Consider the following 23,136-nt stretch of genomic DNA (forward strand, 5'->3'; position numbering starts at 1 on the left):
AGGACGCACATCGTGCGCATCACCAACCATGCGGGCCGGCTGGCCCTGCTCGACCCCGTGACGGGGCCGGACGAGCCCCGCGGCGTCGACGTGGAGCAGGCCAGCGGCGGCCGCTTCGCCGCCGACCCGCAGGCCGTCTACGCCCGCTGGTACGAGTTCCGGGACTGGGCGGCGACGGTGTCGTTCGACGACGCCGCCCCGCTCGACGCCAACACCCTCGGGGCCGTCACCCCGCGCCCCCCTCAGGTCTTCGCCGTCGGCCTCAACTACCGCGACCACGCCGCCGAGTCGGGCTTCGACCTGCCGACCGAGCCGCTGGTGTTCACCAAGTACGCCTCGGCTTTCACCGGACCACGCGGGGACATTCGACTCTCCCCGGGCGACGTCGACTGGGAGGTCGAGCTCGTCGCCGTCATCGCCGACGGCGGACGCGCCATCCCGGTGGACAAGGCGTGGGACCACGTCGCCGGCCTCACCCTCGGCCAGGACATCTCCGACCGCGTCACGCAGTTCGCCGCACCGCCCGCGCAGTTCGGGATGGGCAAGTCCTACCCCGGCTACGCGCCGGTCGGCCCGGACCTGGTCACCACCGACGAGCTGCGGGCCGCCGGGCTCGACCCCGACGACCTGGAACTGGGCTGCCTGGTCAACGGCGAGAGCGTCCAGAAGAGCCGCACCAGCGCCATGATCTTCCCGGTCGCGGAGCTCGTCGCCCGGCTCTCGGCGATCGTCACCCTGCTGCCCGGTGACGTCGTGTTCACCGGCACCCCGTCCGGCATCGGCGCAGGGATGACCCCGCCCCGCTTCCTCGCCGACGGCGACGGGCTCACCACCTGGTGCGCGGGGATCGGTCAGATGCACCACCGCTTCGTGGCCGAGGAGTCCTCGCGATGACCCACCTGGAAGCCGCCGACCGCAGCGACACCTTCGTCGCGCACGCGTTCGCCGAGCACACCGTGGACCTCGGCGAGGTCCGGATGAACTACGCGGTGGCCGGCGACGCGTCGCAACCGGCCCTGCTGCTGATCCCGGGCCAGTCCGAGTCGTGGTGGGGCTACGAGGCCGCGATGCCGCTGCTGGCCGAGCACTTCCACGTCCACGCCGTCGACCTGCGCGGCCAGGGGCGCTCGACGTGGACACCGGGTCGGTACACGCTCGACATCTTCGGCAACGACCTCGTGCGCTTCATCGACCTGGTCATCGGGCGGGAGACCCTGGTCAGCGGGATGTCCTCCGGCGGCATCCTGTCCGCCTGGCTGTCGGCGTTCGCCAAGCCGGGTCAGATCCGGGCCGCGGTGTGGGAGGACCCGCCGCTGTTCTCCAGCGAGGTCCGCCCGGCCTTCGGCCACGGCATCGACCAGGCCGTCGGTCCGATCTTCCGCGTGTGGAACAAGTGGCTGGGCGACCAGTGGTCGATCGGCGACTGGCCCGGCCTCCTGCGTGCGATGCCGACCGAGGTCCCGCTCGAGATGCTGCGCAACCTGCCCGCGATGTTCCCGCCCGACGAGCACGCCGACCCCACCGCCGGACCTCCCCAGAACCTGCGGGAGTACGACCCGGAGTGGGGCCGGGCGTTCGTCTCGGGCACCGCCACGGCGTCGTGCGACCACGTCACGATGCTCGAGCAGGTCCGCGTCCCCGTGCTGCTCACCCACCACTTCCACACCGTGGACGAGACGACCGGGCAGCTGACCGGGGCCTACTCCGACGACCAGGCCCGCCGCGCCCGGGAGATCGTCACCGCGGCCGGTGGGCGGATCGACTACCGCTCGTTCCCCGACATGCCGCACGCGATGCACGAGCACGCACCCAAGCAGTACGTCGAGACCGTCCTCGACTGGCTCACGACCCTCGACCGATAGGAGCAGAGACATGGCCACCGACCACTCGCCCACGGACCACCGTCGAGCCCCGATCATCCCGCCGAAGCTGCACCACGCGACGTTCCTGACCTTGAAGCTGGACGAGATGGTCCGCTGGTACGGGCTCGTCGCCGGGCTCCAGCCCGTGCACTACAGCGAGTCCGCGGCCTGGCTGACCAACGACGAGGCCAACCACCGCATCGCCCTCATCGCCCACCCGGCCATCACGCGACCGGTGAACAAGTCGACCAGCGCCGGGCTGCACCACACCGCGTTCGAGTACGCGAACTTCGGCCAGTGGCTCGACAACTACGTGCGGCTGCGCGACCACGGCATCACGCCGTTCATGTGCCTCGACCACGGCCTCACGATGTCGCTGTACTACGCCGACCCCGAAGGCAACGGCGTAGAGATCCAGTTCGACTGCTTCGGCGACTGGGCGGCGTCCAAGGAGTGGATGTGGGCCGCCCGCGAGTTCGCCGAGAACCCGATCGGCGAGTGGTTCGACCCGGACAAGATCGTCGAGGCCCACGCCCAGGGCCTGACCCAGGAGGACATCCACGAAGGTGCCCGGGCCGGCAAGTACCGGCCCGAGAACCCGCCGGCCGACGTGCTGCTGCCCGAGATCTACTGAGTGGGCGGCACGCAGCGCAGCGGAGCTGCCGCGCCGGAAGCCGGACACCGCCGCACCCAGGTCCTCGTCGCCGGCGGCGGCCCCGTCGGTCTCGCGGCGGCCGTCGAGCTCGGCCGCCGCGGGATCGCGTGCGTGGTCGTCGAGCCCCGCGAGTCGGTGTCGCGCTCGCGGCCCCGGTGCAAGACGGTCAACGTCCGCACCATGGAGCACCTGCGGCGGTGGGGCATCACCGACCGGCTGCGCGCCCGTGCACCGCTCTCCCCGGCGTTCTCCACCGACGTCGTGTTCTGCACGTCACTGGTGGGCCACGAGCTGTCCCGCTTCACCGGCGTCCTCGGCCTCGCCGTCGAGGGCGACCGCTCCCCCGAGCTCGGGCAGCAGGCGCCGCAGTTCCTCCTCGAGGAGCTGCTGCGCGAGGTCGTCGACGAGCTCGAGACCGCGACCCTCGTGCTCGGGCGTCGCGTGGTCGATCTCGTGCAGGACGACGACGGAGTCACCGTGCACCTCGACGGCGGCACCGACACGATCCGGGCCGACTACGTGCTGGGCTGCGACGGTCCGCGCAGCACCGTGCGGGAGGGCATCGGCGCGACCTACGCCGGGGAGCACGCCCTGCGCCCCAACTACGGGATGGTGTTCCGGGCACCCGAGCTGTCCACGCACGTCCGGCACGGACCGGCCGTCCAGTACTGGACCGTGAACCCCTCCGCACCGGCCCTGCTCGGCCCTCTCGACCGCGCCGGCACCTGGTGGATCATCGCCTTCGGCGTCGACCGCGAGACCGGCGACCGCGACGGTGCGGCGATCATCGATGCCGCCGCCGGGACGCCGGTGGACCCCACGGTGCTCTCGACGGACCCCTGGACCGCACGGATGCAGCTGGTCGACACCCTGCGCGTCGGCCGCGTGTTCCTGGCCGGGGACGCCGCACACCTCAACCCGCCGTTCGGTGGACACGGGCTGAACACCGGGATCGGCGATGCGGTCGACCTCGGGTGGAAGCTCGCCGCGGTGCTCCAGGGCTGGGGGGGTCCGAGCCTGCTCGACAGCTACGAGGCCGAACGACGGCCTGTGCAGGACCGGGTCATCCAGGCAGCGCACGAGAACATGAAGACGCTCTCGACCGACCTGCTCACCGACGACCTGGACGCCGACACCGCCGCCGGCGACGCCGCCCGCCGTGCTGCCCACCAGCGCATCCAGGAGACCAAGCACGCCGAGTTCCACGCTCTGGACCTCGTCCTCGACCTCGACCACGCGGACTCGCCGGTCATCGCCTCCGGTGCCGGCCACCGGCTGCCGCACACCTGGCTCCCCGACGGCCGCTCGCTCTACGACGTCCTCGGCCCCGGGCTCACCCTGCTCGCCCGACCCGGCGACGAGCCCGCGGCGCTGCGCGAGATCTGCGCGCTGCGCGGGGTCCCCCTGACCGTCGTGAAGCTGCCTGACGGCGAGGCCCGAGCCCGCCCGGCAGCGCTGCTCGTCCGACCCGACCAGCACATCACCTGGTCCGGGCCCGTCCTGCCGGACGACCCCACCACCCTGGTGGACCGCGTGACCGGCACCGCGCCGCTCACCCACACCACCCGATGACACCACCAGAAGGAACCCCGATGACGGAGCCCGAGCGCCGCCCTCTGCTGCAGATCATCGTCGCGAGCACCCGCCCCGGTCGGGTCGGCGAGCCGATCGCGCAGTGGTTTGCGGCGTACGCACGGCAGTACGAGGGGTTCGAGGTCGAGATCGTCGATCTCGCCGAGGTCGACCTACCGATGTTCGCCGAGCCGGAGCACCCGCGGTTCGCGCGCTACGTGCTCGACTCGACGAAGGCCTTCAGCGCCACCGTCGCCCGCGCCGACGCCTTCGCGATCGTCCACCCCGAGTACAACCACAGCTACAACGCCGCCCTGAAGAACGCCCTCGACCACCTCAACCAGGAGTGGGCCGGCAAGCCGGTCGCGCTGATCGGCTACGGCGGCGTGGCCGCAGGAGCGCGCGCCGCCGAGGCGCTCTGGCCGGTGCTGGTCGCCCTGCGCATGGTGCCGGTCGCGGCCACCGTCCCCATCCCGTTCGCCGCCCAGAGGGTCTCGGGCGAGGGCGAGGCGCGGACGTTCACCCCGGCCGAGGAGACCGAGGCCGGCGCCAAGGCGGCCCTCGACGGCCTCGCCGGATGGCTCGACGTCCTCGGCCTGCGCGGCGCCCACGAGGCCCGCACCTGACCGTTCCCCTCAGGGCAGAGCTGACACCCGATCGGACGACTCTCCACCGGCTCCGTCGCGGCTCCGGAGCCGCAGCAGGGGCACGGCGATCTCGTCACGATCACGTCGAGCCTGTCGTCGGTCAGGGGTGCCGACGACGAGGAGCTCGTGCCGCGCGAGGTCGAGGGGCAGCAGGACGGGCGACGGCACCGGCGAGTCGCCGAGCTCGCCACGCTCGCGGGCGCGGTCGACGAGCGGTCACCGCGCAGGCGCCCGGCCACCCAGAAGACCGCCACCGGGTCGGGATGTGAGACGCGCACGATGGTGGGCAGGGCGATGAACACGACCGTGAACTCGTGGGTCGTGGTGAACTGAGCCAGCGGCAAGCTCGCGCGCGCACCGCTCTGCTCATCCGTTACGAGGGGCTGGCTTCCGCCTGGTCCTCGAAGGTCATCAGGTCGCGAGGTCGAGTCGTGACTGGGCGACGGACAGACCTGGCGCTCTAGGCCAAGCAACCGTCAACGGCATGCTGCTGGACGTAGCTAGTTGAAATCCCCTGAGCCTCGAGCTCCTGCTCAGGGGAACGACCGTCGGTGAGTGCATCGTGTCGGAGCATCCAACATTGCGCCTCGGTCACCGGTGGATAGCTCACACCGTAGACGCAAGGATTATCGGTATCGAAACTGTTGCGGGACAGGCATCCGTAACGATCGACAGCTGAGCCTTCAGTCGGGTCGGTGGTCGTGCGCGAGGTGGAGCTTGCACCGCCGTAACTGTTGGGCGAGTGGGCAGCGACGAACTTGCCGTTGTCAAGACTGAATATCAGGACCGATGTGCTGTCTGTGCCATCAAGCGTGTAACCGATGGCCTCGTCGATCGGGACGAGGCTGTGGGTACTCATGAGGTCGAGCAACGGCAGCCGGTCAGCTTCGGTCTGAATGATCGGAGCCAGCCACATGCCGAAGTTGGCGGGGTCGTCGCACAACGCTTCCAGGGTGTCCCGGCGATTGTTCAGGAGGGCCTCGTAGAACGCGTTGATGGTCTGCCCCACTTGGGCGGGCAAACGCCTACCGTCAACGACAGAGAGGTTCGCTCCGTGATTGCTGTCCGTCGGCGCTCCGGCCTCGCGCGACACGCTGGACGCAGGCGCGGCCGTCGAAGCCGGCGAAACGGAGTTCGCTGGCGCAGACGGCGCCCATCGCACCAGGAGGACAGCAGCCAAGCTGATCACGACGAGAAGGGCGGCGACAAACATACCCCACACCGGCCCGCCAACCTTCCGGCGCGCAGGAATGAGCAGAGGGGCAGTGGGCTGCTCTTCAAAGGAGACCCGCAAACCAGGGCCCTCCGGAGGCGAACCTGTAGTCCCAGGGTCCGCACCGCGACGCGTCACCGTCAGGGCCAGCTCCTCTTGTAGAAGGGCAGGGGTCCTGCTGACCGCTACCGGAGGAAGGTCGCGAGGACACCGTGGACGCATCCCTCGCGCACCTCCACTCCGGCACCTTGTCGGTTACGTAGTCGAGAGTGTTAACGGGCGGCGTGAGCGCCCCGCGTGCCGGAGGCCTTGCCGTCCAACGCTGTCAGGCACCGTCGGGGACCGAGTCCCGAGGGTCAGGAACCTGACCCGCTCAGCCGCTTGCGCGTCCGCCTCGGCGCCGCGGTCGCCTCGAGCCGAACTCGACCATCGCTGCGAAGGTCTGAGGCATGGTCAAGCGGACGTGGTCTCTGCAACCGCGCACGCTCGCTCGCCGGCCGCGGACGCCCTGACGGTGACGTTCGCCCGCGGACGGCCCGCGGCGGTGCGGGCCTCCTGGAACGAGGGGCCTGCCACGCTGGACCTCGACACCGGCGAGGTGCTCGCAGCCAACTCCAGTGATCACTGTCGCGCCGCGCGCGCCATGGGCCTCCGGGGGTCCTCCGTGGTCGTCGCGTACCTGGGATTCGCCGCCTCCAGGTGTGAGATCCCGGTACTGGCAGGCTTGTCGGGAGCCCCTTGTCGACTCGAGAAGGGTCGGCAAGCCACAGTCGCCGGTCGTCCATCCCCTACGGGGCGAGCCCATCGCGGGAGTGCGTCGTCGCAGTCACGATCATCAGCCTTGCGCGTCGCTGTAGCGTCTACCGACGGAGACGAGCTCGCGTATCGCCTCGTGCAGGAGCGTGCGAGCGTGGTCGCGCCGTGGACGTGCTCGGTATGCCGATGGCCGCTGTCGGCAGTGGTGACAGCACGAACCAGCTCACGCACCTGCACCCGTACGACTCCCTCCACGGACGCCGTGGCGGGGAGACGCCGATGCTAACCCCGGGAGGGTCACGGCCATCGGCAGCAGCCACGAGTGGGGCCGGCCTCTGGTGGTGACCGGTGCGGGCGATGGGCGCCTGCGCCTGTTCGACGCCTCTGCAGGCGGTTCCTGCCGCGAACCCCTCGAGGCCCACCAGCGTGCGATTCTCGCCTTGTCCGGCTCCACCGTCGACGGGACGAACATGATCGCGTCAGTCGGCGCCGACGATCGGCTGGTCGTGACCGAGCCGCGCCGTCGTCTCGAATTCGCGTCAAGGGTGGTGCGCGGCTTCAGGGCCATGGCGTCGGGACGGCTTGGGAGTCGATGGGTGGCGGTCACGGCCGAACCAGACGGCGACGGGCCCCTGGTACGGGGATGGGACCTCGTCGAACGGAGCTGAACCTGGGGACCCGTGGCGCACCACCTCGACGTCATCCCTGCCGGGCTGCGGGCCAGCGACCTCAGCCGGGGAAGGCCGACAGGTCGACCCACGCGGCCGTGGACCTCGTTCGCCCCGAGCAACACCCCGACGCCGTCGTTCTCGGCCCACGCACCTCGGGGCCCCTCCCGGCGGTAGCAGCCCTCGAGGTCGCAAACGGGCGCGTCATCGTCGTCTCGGGGGCCACGAGGGTGAAGTGCCACGTCTCCGAGATCCGGTAGCCATTGATGAGGCTGAGGATGTCGAGGCTGATGTCCAGCGCGACGTCGGACACACTGCCGCCCCGCTTTGGGTACCGCTTACGCCACACGATCGTCCGGCATGACGCTTGACCGCAGATGTTCCAGAGCGACGAGCACCATCGCCGACCCGCACGGACACTCACCGTGCATCACGAGCGAGGCCGTGACTCTCGTCCACGGGTTCGGGGTTCGAGTCCCTGACAACGTACCCTTTCCGCTGCTCACAGCTCTACGGTGCGATCTTCAAGCTGACTCCAGGGTCCTTCCACCCGCCGTTTACTCCACGGAATCGCGCCGCGGGAGATCGCCACGCCGGTCGCGCAGCCTCACGGGAACAGATCGTCGTCACGCAGATCCCCGGTAGCGGATTTCCATCCTGGAGGCGGTGAGACCGCGAGCGTGTGTCGAACGAACCGGTCCACGGCGGCCGCTCGGGAGCGGGACGGGTCCCACAGCACCGTGAAGGGCACGTCGTGCTGCGGCTCGACGGGTCGTACGACGGTGTCGGTGTGCCCGAGGGCCAGGGAGCCGATGAGCAGGACCCAGTCGAGCTCCGGCTGATCCATCCATCGGGTGGCGGCGAGGTCGGTCATCGTCAGCGAAATCTGCGGTGGAGCGATCCCGACCGCGTCCAGTGCTTGTCGCTGGGCGAGCGCCCATGCGGGGAACAGCGACTCCGGCGTGACCCCCAGCTGCTCGGAGGCGAGGTCCGTGAGACGGACGGTGTCGCGGCCGGCGAGCCGATGGGTCGGGCGCAACCCCACCAGCAGCGGCTCCGAGCAGAAGACCTCCGTCGTCAGGCCTTTCGGCTCGTCGACGAGCCCGCACGTGACGCCGACGTCCACCTCGCCGTCCAGCACGGCCTGGACGAGGGCGGGGAGCCAAAGTTGCGTGGTCACGAGGTCGACCCCCGCCACCACGTCGACGAACGTCGACACCAGGTGAGGGCCGAGCACCGGCGCGACCGGCGGTGTGATGCCGAAGCGCACCGTGCCACCGTCGCCGCTGGTGACGCGCTCGACCGCCCTGCGTGCGGCGGCGACGTCGTCGAGGACGACCTTCGCGTGCGCGAGGAGCTCGGTACCGGCAGCGGTGAGCGCGACCCGACGGGTGGTGCGTGTCAGAAGCGGTGTGCCGAGCTCGCGCTCCAGACGCCGGACCAGGTCGCTGAGCGTGGGCTGGGCCATCAGCAGCTTCGCTGCGGCGCGCCCGAAGTGGAGTTCGGTGGCCACGGCCACGAACGCCTCGAGCTGACGCAGCTCCATCCCCGGACGGTACCCAGGGATTGATCGAACGGGGCGATGAATCTCTTCGTCGATTGCCCCTCTGTTGGCAGCTCGTTCGGGCCCGACGATGAGGCAGCCATGGCGACCCCGAAGACCGTCCCGCTGAATCTGTTCGGCGTGCCCTTCGGCCTGGCCGGATTGGGTGAGGCCTGGACGGTGCTCGCGGGCTTCGGCCGTGCACCCGCGGCGGTCGGCGTGATCGTCCTCCTCGTGTCGGCCGGCGCGTGGCTCGCGGTCGCGTCGGCCTACGTGCTCTCGGTGGCGCGCCGACCGCCACCGAGGTCGGCGTTCCCCGGCGATCTCCTCGATCCGGTCGCGGCGCCGTTCGCATCCTTGGCGGTGATCACGCCGATGCTGCTGGCGAGTCTGGGTCTGTACCCGTACGCCGAAACCCTCGGGCGAGCCGTCACGGACGTCTTCATCGTGCTCACGGTGCTGCTCGGTGGCTGGTTCACCGGGCAGTGGATCTACGGCTCGGTGGATCTCGACCGCTTCCACCCCGGCTACTTCCTGCCGACGGTGGCCGGCGGCCTGATCGGGTCCGGGGCTGCGGCGACGGTCGGGCAGCAGCGACTCGCCGGGGTCCTGTTCGGGCTCGGCGTGGTCTGCTGGCTCGTCCTGGGGTCGGTGATCCTCGGGCGCCTGTTCTTCCGGCCCATGCTCCCGCCGCCCCTGCAGCCGACCCTCGCGATAGAGGTCGCCCCGGCGGCCGTGGCCAGCCTGGCCTGGTTCGCGTTGCAGGGCCCGCGGCTAGACGGGGTGGCGTCCTTCCTCGCCGGTTACGGGCTGCTCATGGTGCTCGCGCAGATCCGCCTGCTCTCCCTCTACCGGCGGCTGCCCTTCATGGTGAGCACCTGGGCGTTCACCTTCAGCTGGGCGGCCGTGACCGCCGTCGCGATGGTCTGGCTGGAGGTCGCACAGCCGGGCGGCTACCGCGTGGGCCAGTACGTCCTGATCACTGTCATCTCACTGCTCGTGGGCGGTATCGCCCTGCGCACCGTGGTCGCGATCAGTCGCCGCGACCTCCTCCACGCTCCGTCGGGCGGCGCGCCCACCCGGGTGGCCGCCTCGTGATGCATCAGAAAGAAGAGCTCTCGTGACCGTTCTCCTCGATTCCCGCGAGATTCCGGCGGTCGATCGTGACCAGGCCGTCCGCGAGGCCGTCGCCCGCATGAAGGTGCCGCTGGACATCGAATTCCCCGTGCGTACCGGCCCCGTGGTCCGCGGAGCGTTCACCGACCTGGGCAGCGTCCGGGTGTGCTCGTGCCGGTCCAACGCGACACGGGTGACGCGCACGGCCCGGCTCACCCGCGACGACTTCGAGCCCTCGGTGTTCCTGGCTCTCCAGAAGTCCGGGAGCAGCGTGATCACCCAGCTCGGCCGCGAGACGGTGCTGCGGACCGGCGACCTGGCGGTTCTCGACACCACCGCACCCTTCGCGATGGCCGACGCGGGCGGCGTCCGGCAGTACCTGGTGCGCGTGCCGGTCGATCGGCTCGCGTTGCCCCCGGGCGCCCTGCGGCAGGTGTGCGCGGTCAGGTTGAGCCCCCGGCACCCCGTCGCGGACCTCACGGCCGGGTACTTCAAGCGGATGGCGTCGCGGCCCGATCTTCTCGATCACCCTGACGGGGACGCGGTCGGGCAGCCGAGCATCGAGCTCATCCGGGCCGTGATCAGCACGCATCTGCACATGGGCGTCGTGGCGGCCGAGTCTCTCAACGCGACGCTGCGGGTGCGGATCCTCGAGTACGTGCGTGCTCATCTGTACGACCCGCGGCTCAACGGTGCGCAGGTGGCGGCCGAGCACCACATCTCGGTGCGACAGCTCTACAAGGTGCTCGCCGACGGCGACGTGACATTCACGGACTGGATCCGGGAACGCCGCCTCGAGGAGTGCCGCACCGAGCTGAGCGGTCCGAGCCCGCGGGCCGTCACCGTCGAGGCCGTCGCCCGCCGGTGGGGCTTCGTCAACATGTCGAGCTTCAGCCGGGCGTTCCGGGCCGCGTACGGGATGTCGCCCCGCCAGTGGCGCGATCTCCACCGGACCCCGGCGCCCTCAGCGTAGGGGTGTCTCGGGGACGACTGTCTCGACCCGTCCGGTGGTCACGTCGTAGACGAGGCCGGACACCAGGAAGTCGTCGGCGTGGAGAACGCCGAGGATGACGCCGACGTCGACCCGCACGGAGCCGCGCGGGTCGCTCACGGACTTCTCCCCCAGCTCGGCCGCCGGAATCTCGAAGTACTCGGCGAGCAGCTCCGGGAAGGGAGCCAGGTCGGTCATCCCGCAGTTGGTGTGGTGCAGGATGACCAGGTTCCACGTGCCGGGACACCGTCCGTCCGCGTTCGCCTGGCCGACCTTCCCGAGCATGGCCATGGTGCGCAGCGTCGCGGGGGTCATGCGGCCGCCGACGTTGCGGATGACGGCGGCCTCGCCGTGCCGGACCCCGAGGACCTGTGCGGGGTCGACCCGAGGGTCGACACAACCGACGATCATCATGTTCCCGCTGGGGTTGATCCTCAGGTCGGGCGCGAACCGCTGGTCGGCGAACTCCGCGTTCCGCCGGACGAGGTCCTCGGTGTCGGTCATCGGTCGTCCCTTCGGTCAGTGGCCCTGCTTCTTCAGCCAGCTCAGCGCCAGGTCGGCGACCTCGCGCCAGCCGTGGTCGATCGTCAGCGAGTGTCCGCGGTCAGCGAACTCCTCGAAGTCGGTGACCGCCGCCGAGTGCCGGTACTGCTTGAGGGTCGCCTCGGTGATCACCTCCGGGACGGTGTGGTCCTGTCCGCCGGCGATGAGCAGCAGCGGTCCGCGGGTCTCGTTGTCGGTGCCGACCTTGAACGGGGAGTGCGGGCTGAAGTTCGCGGCGGAGACCTCGAACAACGGCTTGCCGGGCCCGGGGATGCTCCAGCGCGCGTGGAGCTCGCCGGACTCCTCGGGGGTCAGGGTGTTGCCGAAGCTGTAGCGGAACTGCTCGGCGGTCAGCGAGACCGCCCGATGGCGGTTCGCGGGGTTCTTGAGCACCGGGAAGGCGCTGCGCAGCGTCGCGAGCGGTAGTGGGAGGACTCCCTTGATCTGCGCGGCGTCGACAGTGACGGCCGCGACGCCGAGGTCGAGGCCCAGGAGCTTCTCGGCGACGGTGCCGCCGAAGGAGTGCCCGACCAGGATCGGCGGGGCCTCGAGGGTGGCGATGATCGCCGCGTAGTGGTCGACGATGTCGTCGAAGCCCTGCCCGGCGATCGGGTCCGCGTTCGCCCGGGTCTGCTCGACGGTGTCGCTCTCCCCGGGCCACCCGGGCGCGTGTGGGCGGTAGCCGGCGTCGGCGAACAGATCGACCCAGGGAGCCCACGACGCGGCGTGGAGCCAGAGGCCGTGGATGAACAGGACGGGCGTGCCGGGTGTCGCCATGAGATGAGCCTTGCCGCCGCGGGCACGTCCCGGTGTTCGTGGCGTGCACATCTCTGTGCCGGGGGCGCCCATCGGCCGGCGAGGACTATCTCGGGCGCCGGCCGGCCGTCACGCTTCCGACGGTCGGCACAGCAGCAATTCTGAGGGGCACCACATGGACACGATCACGACACTGATCGAACGCAACGACGATTTCGTCGAGAACCGGTTCCCGTCCGGACTCAAACTGGTACCCACTCTCAAGACACTCATCATCGGCTGCGTCGACCCGCGGGTGGATGCCGCCCACATTCTCGGCGTCCAGCTCGGCGATGCCGCGATCATCCGCAACGTGGGCGGCCGCGTCACGCCCGCGGCCATCGAAGAGCTCGTGATGCTGCGCAAGGTCACCCAAGCCGGCGGAGGCGACATGGGCGCCGGGTGGGACCTCATCGTGCTGCACCACACCCAGTGCGGAATCACCCGCCTCGGCGCCGAGCCGGCCCTGCTCGCCACCTACTTCGGCGTCGACCAGCAGGAACTCGCCGGGAAGGCGATCAACGACCCGCACGAGGCCGTCACCGTCGACGTCGCCGCGCTCAAGGCCTCGTCGTCCCTGGCCGGCGGGTTCCTCGTCTCCGGCATGGTCTACGACGTCGAGACCGGACGCACCGAGGTCGTGGTCGCACCTTCACTGCTGCGCGAGGAGACCACCGTCGGATGAGCACGCATTCCTGACGGCCGAGTACCGACCACAGAATCGAGAACTGCCATGCCCTACGTACCGGTCGCCGAACAGAACAACAAACCCATCGAGCTGTACTACGAGGACCACGGCACCGGCACGCCGGTGGTCCTGATCCACGGCTACCCGCTCGACGGCCGTTCCTGGGAGAAGCAGGAGGCTGTACTGCTCGACGCGGGCTATCGTGTCATCGCCTACGACCGGCGCGGATTCGGCAAATCCAGCCAGCCCTCCGCCGGGTACGACTACGACACCTTCGCCGCCGATCTGGACGCCCTGCTGACGTCTCTCGACCTCCACGACATCGCGCTCGTGGGCTTCTCGATGGGCACCGGGGAGGTCACCCGCTACCTGGGCACCTACGGCTCCGCGCGCGTCGCCAAGGCCGTGCTCCTCGCACCCATCCCCCCGTTCCTGCTGCAGACCCCGAACAACCCCGAGGGGGTCGACGGCAGTCTCTTCGACGGGTTCATCGACGCGATCCGGGCCGACCGACACGCATGGATGACCGGTTTCCTCACCAACTTCTACAACTACGACATCTACGCGGGCACCCGCGTCAGCGAAGAACGGTTCCGCTCCAGCTGGAACACCGCCACCTCCGCCTCGGCCATCGCCTCCGTCGCCTGCGTGCCGACGTGGCTCACCGACTTCCGGGCCGACCTGCCGAAGATCGATGTGCCCACCCTCGTCGTCCAGGGCGACCAGGACCGCATCCTGCCCGCGCCAGCCACCGGCAACCGCCTACCCGGACTCATCGGCGACATGAAGCACGTCGTCCTCGAGGGCGGGCCCCACGCGATCATCTGGACCCACGCCGAACAGGTCAACGCACAGCTGCTCGACTTCCTCGGGTGAGTCGTCGGCTCCCTCGGGGACCGAGCCCGCTGCGGGAGCCCAGGCGCCATCGAGGCGCTGGGCCGCGAAGAACCGCCCTTGTGGGGATGCTCCCCCGGCCGGATCAGCGGCCAGCGGAGCTCGCGATCACCGACCGCTCAGGTGGACGCTGACGTCACAGCTTGGCCATCACCAGGAGGTCACCCGCTGATGATCGAGGCCGCGTGGCACCGGAGCTGACCAGCACAGACGCTCATCGTGCATCACGAGCGAGGCCCTGACTCTCGTCCACTGGGTTCACGGTTCGAGTTCAGAGGGTTCAGAACGTCGCAGCGCTGAAGTGTGGCGCGGGCTGTAGCCGCCGGCTCCGCGGTGCGGAGTCGGCGGGCGCCTCAGTCCGCCCAGCGCCGCCGGTACTGCTCGGCGAGCCAGACGTCGGCCGCCGCCCGGTCGGGCTCGGGTGGCAGGTGCGAGGTGGTGTCCAGGACTTCCAGCCGCGCCTCGAGGTCGGCGGCGGCGTCGAGGGCCTCACCTCTCGTGCGACGGCCCTGGCGCAGCTCACGCAGCCACGACAGGTGCGGCTCGGGGACCGGCAGCGTGATCCGGCCGGACTCCATGAGCTCCACGCCCTGCAGACCGAGACGCACCATGTGCATCGCGTACTTGGTGTCGAACCCGTAGCGGCGCACCATTTCCTGCCGCCCGACCCCACCCGCCCCCGCCCGCAGCCCGAGCATCCCGCGGCGCTGGGCGTTCAGGTAACCGCGGAACCGGCGCCCGGCCCGCCGCGACACGATCCACGACGCGGCCTCCCGCAGCGCCTCACCGTGCTCGTCGCACAGATAGACGTGCACGTCGGGCACGAACAGCGGCAGCAGGATCGTCGGGTTCCCGGCCAGGGCCAGGTCGAGGTAACGCCGCAGGCCGTACACGACGAGGTCGAGGTCGCCCGGCCCGGACGGGTGCCCCTCGGGCTGGGTCCGGTAGATGTAGTGCCGGAACGGCCGCAGCCCGAGCGCGGCGGTGGCCGACTCCACGACGACGCCCATCTCGTCCTGGTCGTCCTGGCCCTCGACCGCCGTGCCGTGCAGGCCCGACCCGACCAGCAACCGCAACGCCAGCCCCTCCTCGGCGATGCGCTGCGCGCTGTCGGAGTCGTCGCGCACGACCATCGGCCCGAGACGCTCACACGTGGACGTGCTCCCGGTGGACATGGTCACGACGGACAGCGTGCCGCGTCCGGCCCCACCGCGAGAGCGATTTCCGCAAGCTCGAAGATTGCCGGCAGGGCGGGAGGCGATTGCTACGTCACCGCAGCACGCCGCCCGCGCGAGACCTCGACCTTGCCGCTCTCGGCGAGCAGCGCCACTGCACGGTGAGCCGTCGCTACCGACACCTCATACCGATCGGCCAGCTCCTTGACTGTTGGCAGGAGGTCTCCGGCCCGCAGCGCGCCGATGCGCAGGGCGCCTCGCAGGTCCGAGGCGATGCGTCGATACGGCGCCGAATCCTCGTCCTCGGCTGCCGGCGCCGGCGCCGGCGCCGGCGCCGGCAGCTCCAGGACCGGCGCCCCGTGCTGCGCGACCGGACTCGGCAGCTGGGGCACGCGGTCAGCCAGCGCACGCGAGGCGCGCTGATCGGCCTCGGCGACCCACGCAGTGTAGTAGCGCAGCGTCGTCACTCCCCCGCCGCCGTGCCCGAGTCGCCCAGCGACGGTGCGGACGTCGACACCGCCGGCGATGAGCTCGGTCGCCGAGTAGTGCCGCAGCTGGTGCAGGTGGATGTCGTAGCCGAGGGCGGCACACATGCGCGTGAAGCGGCGGGTCATCGTGGCCGGCTTCGGCCACGATGACCCGTCGGGGTCCGGGGAGAACACGAATCCGTCCTCGGGCAACTCGATACCGAGCGCTTCGGTCTCCCGGGCTCGCACGACGAGAAGGGCGCGGAGCAGACCGAGCGTCTGCGCATCGAGCACGATGCGCCGCTGCTGGTGGTCCTTGGTGTCCTTCTCCCAGTTCTGGCCGTTGACCTCGGCGATGCTCGTGCGGATCGTGACGACGGCCGCGGCGAAATCGATGCGCTCCCAGCGCAGCGCGCACAGCTCCCCGCGCCGCGCGCCGCTGGTCATCGCCAGCCACACGAACAGGCCCCACACCGGGTCCTTCCACGCCTCGGACGAGATGCGCGCGGCCTGTGCGGCAGATGGTGGTTGTGGCTTGGGCTTGGCCGCTCGGGGTGCGACGGCCTTGGCGCAGGGGTTGGTGCCGATCCATTCCCATCGGACGGCGTGCGCGAAGGCGCTGTTGAGGATGACGTGGGCCTGGCGGACACCGCTGGGACCGAGGGGACGGCAGCGGTGGGGCCGGCATCGCCGGTCGCACGCGTGCGGCACCCGGGTGCGGTGGTCGACGAGTCCACGGGCCCCGCGGCAGTGGATGCGGCAGGCACGCAGCTGGGCGTAGAACGAGTCGAGCACCTCGCCGCGCACGCGCCCGACCGGGAGATCGCCGAGCAGGGGCAGGATGTGCGTGCGGATCAGGCTCTCGTAGCCCGCGCGCGTGGCTACCTCGACGTCGATGACTTCGAGATAACGCTCCACGAGCTGCGTGACGGTCGCTGACGTCCGCGGCTGCCGGTCGGCGTCGATGTGGGAGGGCAGCCGGGTGCGGACCTTCTCGGCCTCCGCCCGGGCCTTCGGACCGTCCGGCACGGTTTCGGTGACGTAGTGCCGCTTGCCCGAGACCGGGTCGGAGCCGGCGAAGACGCGGACCTGCAGGGTGCCACTGGGCAGCTCGACGATCTCTCCGCGACGGCGACCAGTGGTCTGCTTGGGGGGACTCACCACAAGCTAGAGAGCGGCTCGCAACACGTCCAGCAACATGCTCACGAGCCGATGGAGATCCATCGGCCCGTGAGCTGCGTCGGGACGACAGTGTCGTGTCTCAACACATCCCGGACAGGTGTCTCACGACATGCCGGACAGATGTCGCGGGTGATCCCGGACGGGCTCGGGACGCTCGTGCATGTCGTCCAAGGCGCGTCTGGTGATCACTGCTGTGGTCGTGGAGAAGCGGCCGGTCGCGCAGGTCGCGCGCGAGTACGGGGTGTCGCGGTCCTGGGTCTATGAGCTGCTCGCCCGCTACCGCGCCGAGGGTGACGGGGCGTTCCGGGCCCGCTCACGGCGACCGAAGACCTCGCCGCGGGCCACCCCGCCGGAGACGATCGAGATGGTCTTGGAGCTGCGCAAACGCCTCGCCGGGCAGGGCCTGGACGCCGGGCCGGACACCATCGTCTGGCACCTGGCCCACCACCAGGGCGTGGCCATCTCGCGGGCCACGGTCCACCGAATCCTGGCCCGCCACAGCCAGGTCGTGCCGACCCCGGCCAAGCGCCCCAAGTCGTCCTACCTGCGCTTCGAGGCCACCTACCCCAATGAGTGCTGGCAGTCCGACTTCACCCACCACCGCCTTGCCGGCGGCGCCCACGTCGAGATCATCACCTGGCTCGACGACCACTCCCGCTACGCCCTGGGGGTGACCGCCCACCACCGAGTCACCGCCGGAATCGTGGCCGCCACCTTCGCCACCGCGGCCGCTGCGCACGGGTTCCCGGCCTCGACCCTGACCGACAACGGCATGGTCTACACCGTCCGGCTGGCCTCGCGCCGCGGCGGTCGCACCGCTCTCGAGCACGAACTTGCCCGCCGCGGCATCACCCAGAAGAACAGCCGACCGTCGCACCCCACGACCTGCGGCAAGGTCGAACGTTTCCAGCAGACCCTGAAGAACTGGCTGCGCGCACAACCCCACCCACCGGCGACGATCGTCGAGCTCCAAGCCCTGCTCCACCGCTTCGTCGAGACCTACAACCACCAGCGGCCACACCGCGCGCTCGCCCACCGCGCCACCCCGGCCACCGCCTACACCGCCCGCCCCAAAGCCGCCCCCGGCGCCGACCGCACCACCGACACCCACCACCGCGTCCGCACCGACAAGATCGACAAGTCCGGGACGGTCACCCTGCGCGTCGCCGGCCGGCTGCGCCACATCGGCATCGGCCGACCCCACAGCGGAACCCACGTCCTACTGCTCACCCAGGACCGCCACGTGCGCGTCATCGACGCCGCCACCGGCGAACTCCTCCGCGAGCTCGAGATCGACCTCACCCGCGACTACCAGCCCCGACACCCACCGACCCCGAAATGACAAACGCCCGAACCCACACAACGTGGGTCCGGGCGTCCGGGATGTCCTGAGACATCACAGCGTCGGGACGACAGGATTTGAACCTGCGACCCCTTGACCCCCAGGCGGCCACAGTCATCGGTTGCCCACGGTCGATGTCGGTTCCTGTCGGTCGATATCAGACCGCCGAGGGCGCCGTCATCCGGGTCCGTCGGTCCCCGTCGGTACTTGTCGGTTCCCGTCCGCGTGACACGGCCGTGACTCCCCAGCCCCCCGTGGCTGGCGCGCTCGTACTCCCCAGCACAGCTGCACGTCCTCGGCCCGGTAGGTCTCCGTGGCGTCCCTCCAGCTTCCATCACGCCGCAGAGAGGGAGGCACGAAAGGTGGGCGCCCCGCTAGAAGTCGTCGCCCGCCTCCCTCTCGCGGTCGCCCAGCTGCCCCTCATGGTCGAACAGCGACCAAGGCTCCGGCTCCTCACGGGCTCGGGTGTGCTCGCGCTCCCCCATCAGTTCAACCTCGCGCAGCAGCTCGCCCCATGCTGTTTCGGGCTCACGCACGGCAGGCTCACGCACGGCAGGCTCACGCACGGCAGGCTCACGCACGGCAGGCTCACGCACGGCAGGCTCACGCACGGCAGGCTCACGCACGGCAGGCTCACGCACGGCAGGCTCACGCACGGCAGGCTCACGCACGGCAGGCTCACGCTCGGCAGGCTCACGAACGCTCCCTTCGAGCCGCTCCAAGCGGGCGAGCAGCTCCGCGTACTGCCGTCGTTCCCGCTGACTCCGCGCAAGGTGGGTCAGCTCGCCGGCAAGGGCACCGAAGGCTCCGCTGATGGTCGCTTCCATGACCTTTTGCCCCACCTCCTGCTGCAAGGCCATCGCGATGTACGGCCCAGCCAGCCCGCCACTAATCAGTGCCGCGACACCGATGCTCGCCACGGACGTAGCGACCTCCAAGACGAGGTACCGGTCCGGTAACCGCTGCGCGGGCTCCGCAGGCAGAGCGGGCCCGTCGAGCGCGACGGGCTCCCTGTCCGGCTCCCGGCTCAGCTCCCAGCTCAGCTCGGCGATGCGCTCGGCGGCGTGCGCCGTCATCTCGGACGGCTCTCGCTCCGCAGCCTCCCTCAGCACATCGCCGGCTTGCTCCAGGACCGACGACGCCGCTTCCCGCTCCACGTCGTCGTCGGGGTCCGCGTCGGCGAGGGACGCCATCCGTTTCTGCAGCTCGGCGAGCTGCCCGAGGAAGTACTTCTCTGACTCAGACGGCTCTCGACTCACAAGATCAATCCCCCCAGGCTCATGCACCAGCAAACCACCCCTTCGGGCTGAGCCCTTCGCGGTTGGCCATGATCACGGGGTGAAGAAGGTCAGGCTTTGGGCCATCGTGCTCGTGTCGGTGATGCTGACGGGAGTGAGTGTGGGCGCCCTGTTCGGGCTTGGGCGGCCCACAGAGGCCATCGCGGCAATCTTGGCCTACCTGCCGCTGAATCTCGTGTCGGTCATGGCACCCTTCGCTGCGCGTTTGGAGAGCGACGCGCTCGCGGAGAAGGCCGCTGAGGCGTCAGTGAAGTGCTATGTCGTGGGCCTGTTCGGACTCGCCCTCGGTACGACGCTCGTGGTCGCACCACTCCCGATCGCACAGTCCGGGCCAACATGGTTCGTGGCCAGCCTCGTGGGTGTGAGCTGCTGGTCGCTGGCCGTAGAGATCGCCATGCTCCTGTTCTGGCACGGGCGCACAGTGACGGACGACTGACGACGGGATCACCCGCGCCGGCGTCCCGGCCCTAGAACCCGAGACCTTCCTCGCGATCTTCCTATGGCTCGCCGTCCACAGCCTCTAGCGATGGGGTCCGTCGTCAGCTTCCCCGCCAGGCAGGCGTCGGGCCGCCCCGACGGCTCGGGCAGACCGGTATGGGCCAGACTCACGGACCGATGGGGGCTGATGACGATCTCTCGTGGTGGCAGCGTTCGCGCCGATCACTGAGCTCAGCGATCCCTGGTGCGCTCATGGCGGGAGCCGTTGCCGTCCTTCTCCTCGGGTTCTCCGCGGCAGGATGGGTACCTTGGTCCCGGCTCGGGGCGCTTCTGCTTCCTGTGTGGTGGGCGCTTCCTATCGCCGCCGTGCTGCTGATCGCGGCCTTCATCATGAGTCGGCGGCGGCCGGACCCGCAGATCACTCCGATCTCCACGTGGGCGCTGGTGCTGGTCGTGCTGGTGATCCTCACAGTGGGCGGCGGGGTCACAATCTGGCTCTACGGGATCGCCTCAACCACGCCTCCGCCAGGGCAACCGGCCGACGCCGCGGTCCGGATCGACGCGATCCGCACCGGCTTAACGATCGCTGTCGGGACGGGCGGCGCCTTCGGGCTCGTGCTCGCGTTTCGCCGTCAGCAGTCCGGTGAGATCACGGGTCGCAACCAGATCGTCGATACCACCGAGCGGCGGATCACCGAGCTGTACACGAAGGCTGTCGATCAACTCGGTGCGGCGGAAGCGCCGGTGCGCCTGGGCGGGCTGTACGCCCTCGAACGACTCGCGCAGAACACCCCCGACCAGCGGCAGACCATCGTAGATGTGATCTGCGCCTATCTGCGAATGCCGTACCCGTCAGCCTCGGCGAGTGGCCAAAACCCCTTCTTCCCCGAGGGTCGAGGGAAGGCTGCCCCCGACCACACCGCACAGCAGGAGCGCCAAGTCCGCCTCACCGCGCAGAACATCCTGCACCGGCACCTGAGGCCCTGCGACACGGCGCGATTCTGGAGAGGTCTCGACATCGACCTAACGGGCGCCCACTTGATCAGCTTCGACTTAGACTCATGCCAGGTGCGCGATGCCCGCTTCGACGGGGCCACCTTCACCGGCCGCGCCTTCTTCAATGGGACCACCTTCAGCGGCGGCGCCACATTCTTCGGAGCCACCGTCGACGGCGGCGCCTTCTTCGAAGGGGCGACCTTCAGTGGCGGCGCCACCTTCCGCGGCGCCACCTTCAGCGGCGGCGGCTACTTTACGGAGGCCACCTTCAGCGGCAGCGCCCCCTTCAATCGCGTTTTCACGGGGGGCCCCTTCGACAGCGGCGTCTCCTTCTACAGGGCCACCTTCAGTGGAAGCGCCTTTTTCAACGGGGCCACCTTCAACGCCGACACCGACTTCAGGCTGGCCAATTTCGGCGACGCCTCCCAAAACCACGCTTCCTTTATGAAGGCCACCTTCAACCGCGATGGGTTCTTCAACGGGGCCACCTTCAGCGACGCCTCCTTCGAGGAGGCCACCTTCAGCCGCGGCGTCTCCCTCAGGGCAGCCCGCGCCGAACCGCGTGGCCAACAGTGGCCGCCAGGATGGGCGCTCGATGCAGCTGTCGAGCCGGACGCTGAGGGCCGACTGCCGCTGGTGCAGGTGAGTAAGTAAGCGGCCGAAGACGATCAGAGCAGCGAGGACGAGTAGGACAGCACTTCCCGCGCCTCCCGCTGCGCCTGCACCGACCGCGGACGCGGCCCCTCGCGCCGATACGGACGAGCCCACCGCCACGGCAACCCCCGCTCGTCCAACCACGCCACCGCCGCCCCGACACCGCCCACGTCGGTCACCGCCAACAGCTCCGGCTGCCACCGCCGACGACTCAACGTCGGCCACGTCTCGCCCACCAGCTCCACCGCGTCGTCTCCGCCGGTGTCCTCCGCCGCCACCGCCTCGTCGGACTCCTCGCGGCCCAACCCCGCGAGCCGCCGCAGGTCCATCCGGCCCGTCGACCAGGTGAGCTGCTTCCGGCCGTGGCTCGCGGCCTCGTACTCCCACCACAACCCCAGGTCGCCGGCCTCGTACGTCTCCGTCGCGTCCCGCAGCAGCGCGAACGGCGACCGCCCCGCGCGGCTGTCCTTCGTCCACGACGACGTCAGCTCGAGCGCCGCCTTCCCGAAGTAGCCGGCCAAGCCCTCGTCGCCGCTTACCACCCGCCGGGTGTCCACCCCGTGCACCGGCGTCGAGTCGAACCCCCACCGGCGCAGCGCCCGATCCCACCGGCCCCACCCACGCATCGCCACCCACGCCGACGCGGCCTCCGGGACCGGCGACGACCAGGCCAGCAGCGCGTGCACATGCACATGCCACCCGTTCCGCCCGGTGTGCGTGACCTCCACGACCCGCGCCCAGCCGAGCAGCCCCGCCTTGTCCTCCATCCACGCCGCCCCCGACGTCACCCGCGCCCACGCCGCCGACACCGCGTCCCACACGTCGGCCAACCGATGACCTTGGTGATGCCGCACCGTGAAGGTCACCAGGTCCATCACCCCGCCAGCGACCTCGACCGCGGCCATCACCGCCGCCAGCTCCGACGCCCGCCGGGCCGCGATCTTCCCCGAGCAGCACGGACACACCCACGGACTCCCGCAGGTCGCCAGCCCGGCGAAGCCACTCCGACCGCCCGGCGCGGTCCGCAACACCGGATTCCCCGTGCCCGTCAACGTCGCCCGCCGACACTCCCGCAGCCGCTTCACCCTCGACACCGGGCGCGCCGCATCCAACAGAGCCCACCGCTCAGCCCGGCGGTCCCGCACCGCCGCCACCTCATCCACCCCGGACACCGCGCCCCCGGCGGCCCCCGAAGGGTTGTGCGCATGATTACCAAGGGCGCCGCCGCTCGGTCGCTTCGCTCCCTCGCGCGCCCGCGCGCTGCCTTCGGCCGCGCGGGCGCACGTCCCCGCTTCACTGGTGGCCGCGGGGTGCCGGTGGTGGCTCATGGGCTCAGCCCTCGGGACAGCCCTCCGGGGGGCCTCGGCGCTCGGGGAGGGGGGTGGCGACCGGTCAGGCCCACCCGACGCGCGACGGCTCCCGGAGGGCTCGCCGGAACCCCGCGCCGCGTCAAGCGCCGGGGACGCCGGTCGGGTACGTCAGTGGCGGCACGCGGCAGCTCCTGGGGCGCTTGACCCGGCCCGAGAACCCGGCGCGGGCTGGCGCCCGCCGACGCGCGACGGGAGAGCCCTCCCTGAGCGCGGCGTGTGCCGGGGGCACCGGGCCGGGACAGGCCCGTGCTGGTGCGGCGTCGGGCCGTGG

General features: G+C 70.4%; 22 protein-coding genes. 14 read left to right on the top strand and 8 right to left on the bottom strand.

Going from position 1 to position 23,136, the window contains the following annotated elements; all coding sequences use genetic code 11:
- Positions 1–12 precede the first annotated feature (12 nt).
- The 6 genes from ACQPX6_RS17435 (at position 13) to ACQPX6_RS17460 (ending at position 5,069) form a co-directional block, all read left to right on the top strand.
- The gene (locus tag ACQPX6_RS17435) at positions 13–894 is read left to right on the top strand and encodes a fumarylacetoacetate hydrolase family protein (RefSeq protein ID WP_433781553.1); all 882 of its coding nucleotides are present in this window, start codon (positions 13–15) and stop codon (positions 892–894) included.
- Positions 891–1,862 (top strand): alpha/beta fold hydrolase, encoded by a 972-nt coding sequence (locus ACQPX6_RS17440; RefSeq protein WP_433781554.1) that lies wholly within the window; start codon positions 891–893, stop codon positions 1,860–1,862. Before ACQPX6_RS17435 ends, ACQPX6_RS17440 begins: the two co-directional genes overlap by 4 nt.
- Before the next feature lie 10 nt (positions 1,863–1,872).
- On the top strand, positions 1,873–2,496 hold the full coding sequence (locus ACQPX6_RS17445) for a VOC family protein (RefSeq protein ID WP_433781555.1): 624 nt from the start codon (positions 1,873–1,875) through the stop codon (positions 2,494–2,496).
- Positions 2,497–4,089 (top strand): FAD-dependent monooxygenase, encoded by a 1,593-nt coding sequence (locus ACQPX6_RS17450; protein ID WP_433781557.1) that lies wholly within the window; start codon positions 2,497–2,499, stop codon positions 4,087–4,089.
- Positions 4,090–4,109: 20 nt separating this feature from the next.
- Positions 4,110–4,715 (top strand): NADPH-dependent FMN reductase, encoded by a 606-nt coding sequence (locus ACQPX6_RS17455; protein WP_433781558.1) that lies wholly within the window; start codon positions 4,110–4,112, stop codon positions 4,713–4,715.
- Positions 4,716–4,862: 147 nt separating this feature from the next.
- On the top strand, positions 4,863–5,069 hold the full coding sequence (locus ACQPX6_RS17460) for a hypothetical protein (RefSeq protein ID WP_433781560.1): 207 nt from the start codon (positions 4,863–4,865) through the stop codon (positions 5,067–5,069).
- Between the two features lie 127 nt (positions 5,070–5,196).
- On the opposite strand, the gene ACQPX6_RS17465 is transcribed toward ACQPX6_RS17460, so the two are convergent.
- Positions 5,197–5,745, bottom strand: coding sequence for a hypothetical protein (locus tag ACQPX6_RS17465; RefSeq protein ID WP_433781561.1), 549 nt, complete (start codon positions 5,743–5,745; stop codon positions 5,197–5,199).
- Between the two features lie 1,301 nt (positions 5,746–7,046).
- Here ACQPX6_RS17465 and ACQPX6_RS17470 point away from each other — a divergent pair.
- Positions 7,047–7,373: a hypothetical protein gene (locus ACQPX6_RS17470; protein ID WP_433781562.1), complete on the top strand. Its 327-nt coding sequence runs from the start codon at positions 7,047–7,049 to the stop codon at positions 7,371–7,373.
- A 607-nt stretch (positions 7,374–7,980) separates the two neighbouring features.
- On the opposite strand, the gene ACQPX6_RS17475 is transcribed toward ACQPX6_RS17470, so the two are convergent.
- Positions 7,981–8,919 carry a LysR family transcriptional regulator gene (locus tag ACQPX6_RS17475; RefSeq protein ID WP_433781564.1) on the bottom strand — a complete coding sequence of 313 codons (939 nt, stop codon included), beginning with the start codon at positions 8,917–8,919 and terminating at the stop codon, positions 7,981–7,983.
- Positions 8,920–8,955: 36 nt separating this feature from the next.
- Here ACQPX6_RS17475 and ACQPX6_RS17480 point away from each other — a divergent pair, with 36 nt between their 5' ends.
- Positions 8,956–10,014 (top strand): hypothetical protein, encoded by a 1,059-nt coding sequence (locus ACQPX6_RS17480; RefSeq protein WP_433781566.1) that lies wholly within the window; start codon positions 8,956–8,958, stop codon positions 10,012–10,014.
- 22 nt (positions 10,015–10,036) lie between these two features.
- On the top strand, positions 10,037–11,005 hold the full coding sequence (locus tag ACQPX6_RS17485; RefSeq protein WP_433781568.1) for a helix-turn-helix domain-containing protein: 969 nt from the start codon (positions 10,037–10,039) through the stop codon (positions 11,003–11,005).
- On the opposite strand, the gene ACQPX6_RS17490 is transcribed toward ACQPX6_RS17485, so the two are convergent.
- Complete coding sequence (locus tag ACQPX6_RS17490; protein ID WP_433781569.1) at positions 10,997–11,527, bottom strand: carbonic anhydrase; 531 nt, start codon at positions 11,525–11,527, stop codon at positions 10,997–10,999. The two genes, ACQPX6_RS17485 and ACQPX6_RS17490, sit on opposite strands and share 9 nt — an antisense overlap.
- Before the next feature lie 15 nt (positions 11,528–11,542).
- Positions 11,543–12,343, bottom strand: coding sequence for an alpha/beta hydrolase (locus tag ACQPX6_RS17495; RefSeq protein WP_433781570.1), 801 nt, complete (start codon positions 12,341–12,343; stop codon positions 11,543–11,545).
- 154 nt (positions 12,344–12,497) lie between these two features.
- Between ACQPX6_RS17495 and ACQPX6_RS17500 the strand changes: the two genes are divergently transcribed.
- Together ACQPX6_RS17500 and ACQPX6_RS17505 are read left to right on the top strand one after the other, a co-directional pair.
- Positions 12,498–13,046 carry a carbonic anhydrase gene (locus ACQPX6_RS17500; protein ID WP_433781571.1) on the top strand — a complete coding sequence of 183 codons (549 nt, stop codon included), beginning with the start codon at positions 12,498–12,500 and terminating at the stop codon, positions 13,044–13,046.
- A gap of 48 nt (positions 13,047–13,094) precedes the next feature.
- The gene (locus ACQPX6_RS17505; RefSeq protein ID WP_433781573.1) at positions 13,095–13,925 is read left to right on the top strand and encodes an alpha/beta fold hydrolase; all 831 of its coding nucleotides are present in this window, start codon (positions 13,095–13,097) and stop codon (positions 13,923–13,925) included.
- 371 nt (positions 13,926–14,296) lie between these two features.
- On the opposite strand, the gene ACQPX6_RS17510 is transcribed toward ACQPX6_RS17505, so the two are convergent.
- Both ACQPX6_RS17510 and ACQPX6_RS17515 read right to left on the bottom strand, forming a co-directional pair.
- A complete protein-coding gene (locus tag ACQPX6_RS17510) occupies positions 14,297–15,118 on the bottom strand; it encodes a DNA polymerase beta superfamily protein (RefSeq protein WP_433788290.1) in 822 nt (273 codons plus the stop codon).
- Between the two features lie 89 nt (positions 15,119–15,207).
- Positions 15,208–16,746: a tyrosine-type recombinase/integrase gene (locus ACQPX6_RS17515; protein ID WP_433781574.1), complete on the bottom strand. Its 1,539-nt coding sequence runs from the start codon at positions 16,744–16,746 to the stop codon at positions 15,208–15,210.
- Positions 16,747–16,927: 181 nt separating this feature from the next.
- Between ACQPX6_RS17515 and ACQPX6_RS17520 the strand changes: the two genes are divergently transcribed.
- Positions 16,928–18,109: an IS481 family transposase gene (locus ACQPX6_RS17520; RefSeq protein ID WP_433781575.1), complete on the top strand. Its 1,182-nt coding sequence runs from the start codon at positions 16,928–16,930 to the stop codon at positions 18,107–18,109.
- Between the two features lie 374 nt (positions 18,110–18,483).
- On the opposite strand, the gene ACQPX6_RS17525 is transcribed toward ACQPX6_RS17520, so the two are convergent.
- Entirely contained in the window at positions 18,484–19,395 is a 912-nt protein-coding gene (locus ACQPX6_RS17525; protein WP_433781576.1) for a hypothetical protein, read from the bottom strand.
- A 52-nt stretch (positions 19,396–19,447) separates the two neighbouring features.
- On the opposite strand from ACQPX6_RS17525, the gene ACQPX6_RS17530 reads away from it, so the two are divergent.
- Together ACQPX6_RS17530 and ACQPX6_RS17535 are read left to right on the top strand one after the other, a co-directional pair.
- Positions 19,448–19,843: a hypothetical protein gene (locus ACQPX6_RS17530; RefSeq protein WP_433781578.1), complete on the top strand. Its 396-nt coding sequence runs from the start codon at positions 19,448–19,450 to the stop codon at positions 19,841–19,843.
- A 368-nt stretch (positions 19,844–20,211) separates the two neighbouring features.
- The gene (locus ACQPX6_RS17535) at positions 20,212–21,495 is read left to right on the top strand and encodes a pentapeptide repeat-containing protein (protein WP_433781579.1); all 1,284 of its coding nucleotides are present in this window, start codon (positions 20,212–20,214) and stop codon (positions 21,493–21,495) included.
- A gap of 14 nt (positions 21,496–21,509) precedes the next feature.
- Here the strand turns inward: ACQPX6_RS17535 and ACQPX6_RS17540 are convergent, their stop codons facing one another.
- On the bottom strand, positions 21,510–22,823 hold the full coding sequence (locus tag ACQPX6_RS17540) for a protein rep (protein WP_433781580.1): 1,314 nt from the start codon (positions 22,821–22,823) through the stop codon (positions 21,510–21,512).
- Between the last annotated feature and the right edge of the window lie 313 nt (positions 22,824–23,136).

This window comes from Actinomycetospora sp. CA-101289 (assembly GCF_050955895.1).
Classification (GTDB): domain Bacteria; phylum Actinomycetota; class Actinomycetes; order Mycobacteriales; family Pseudonocardiaceae; genus Actinomycetospora.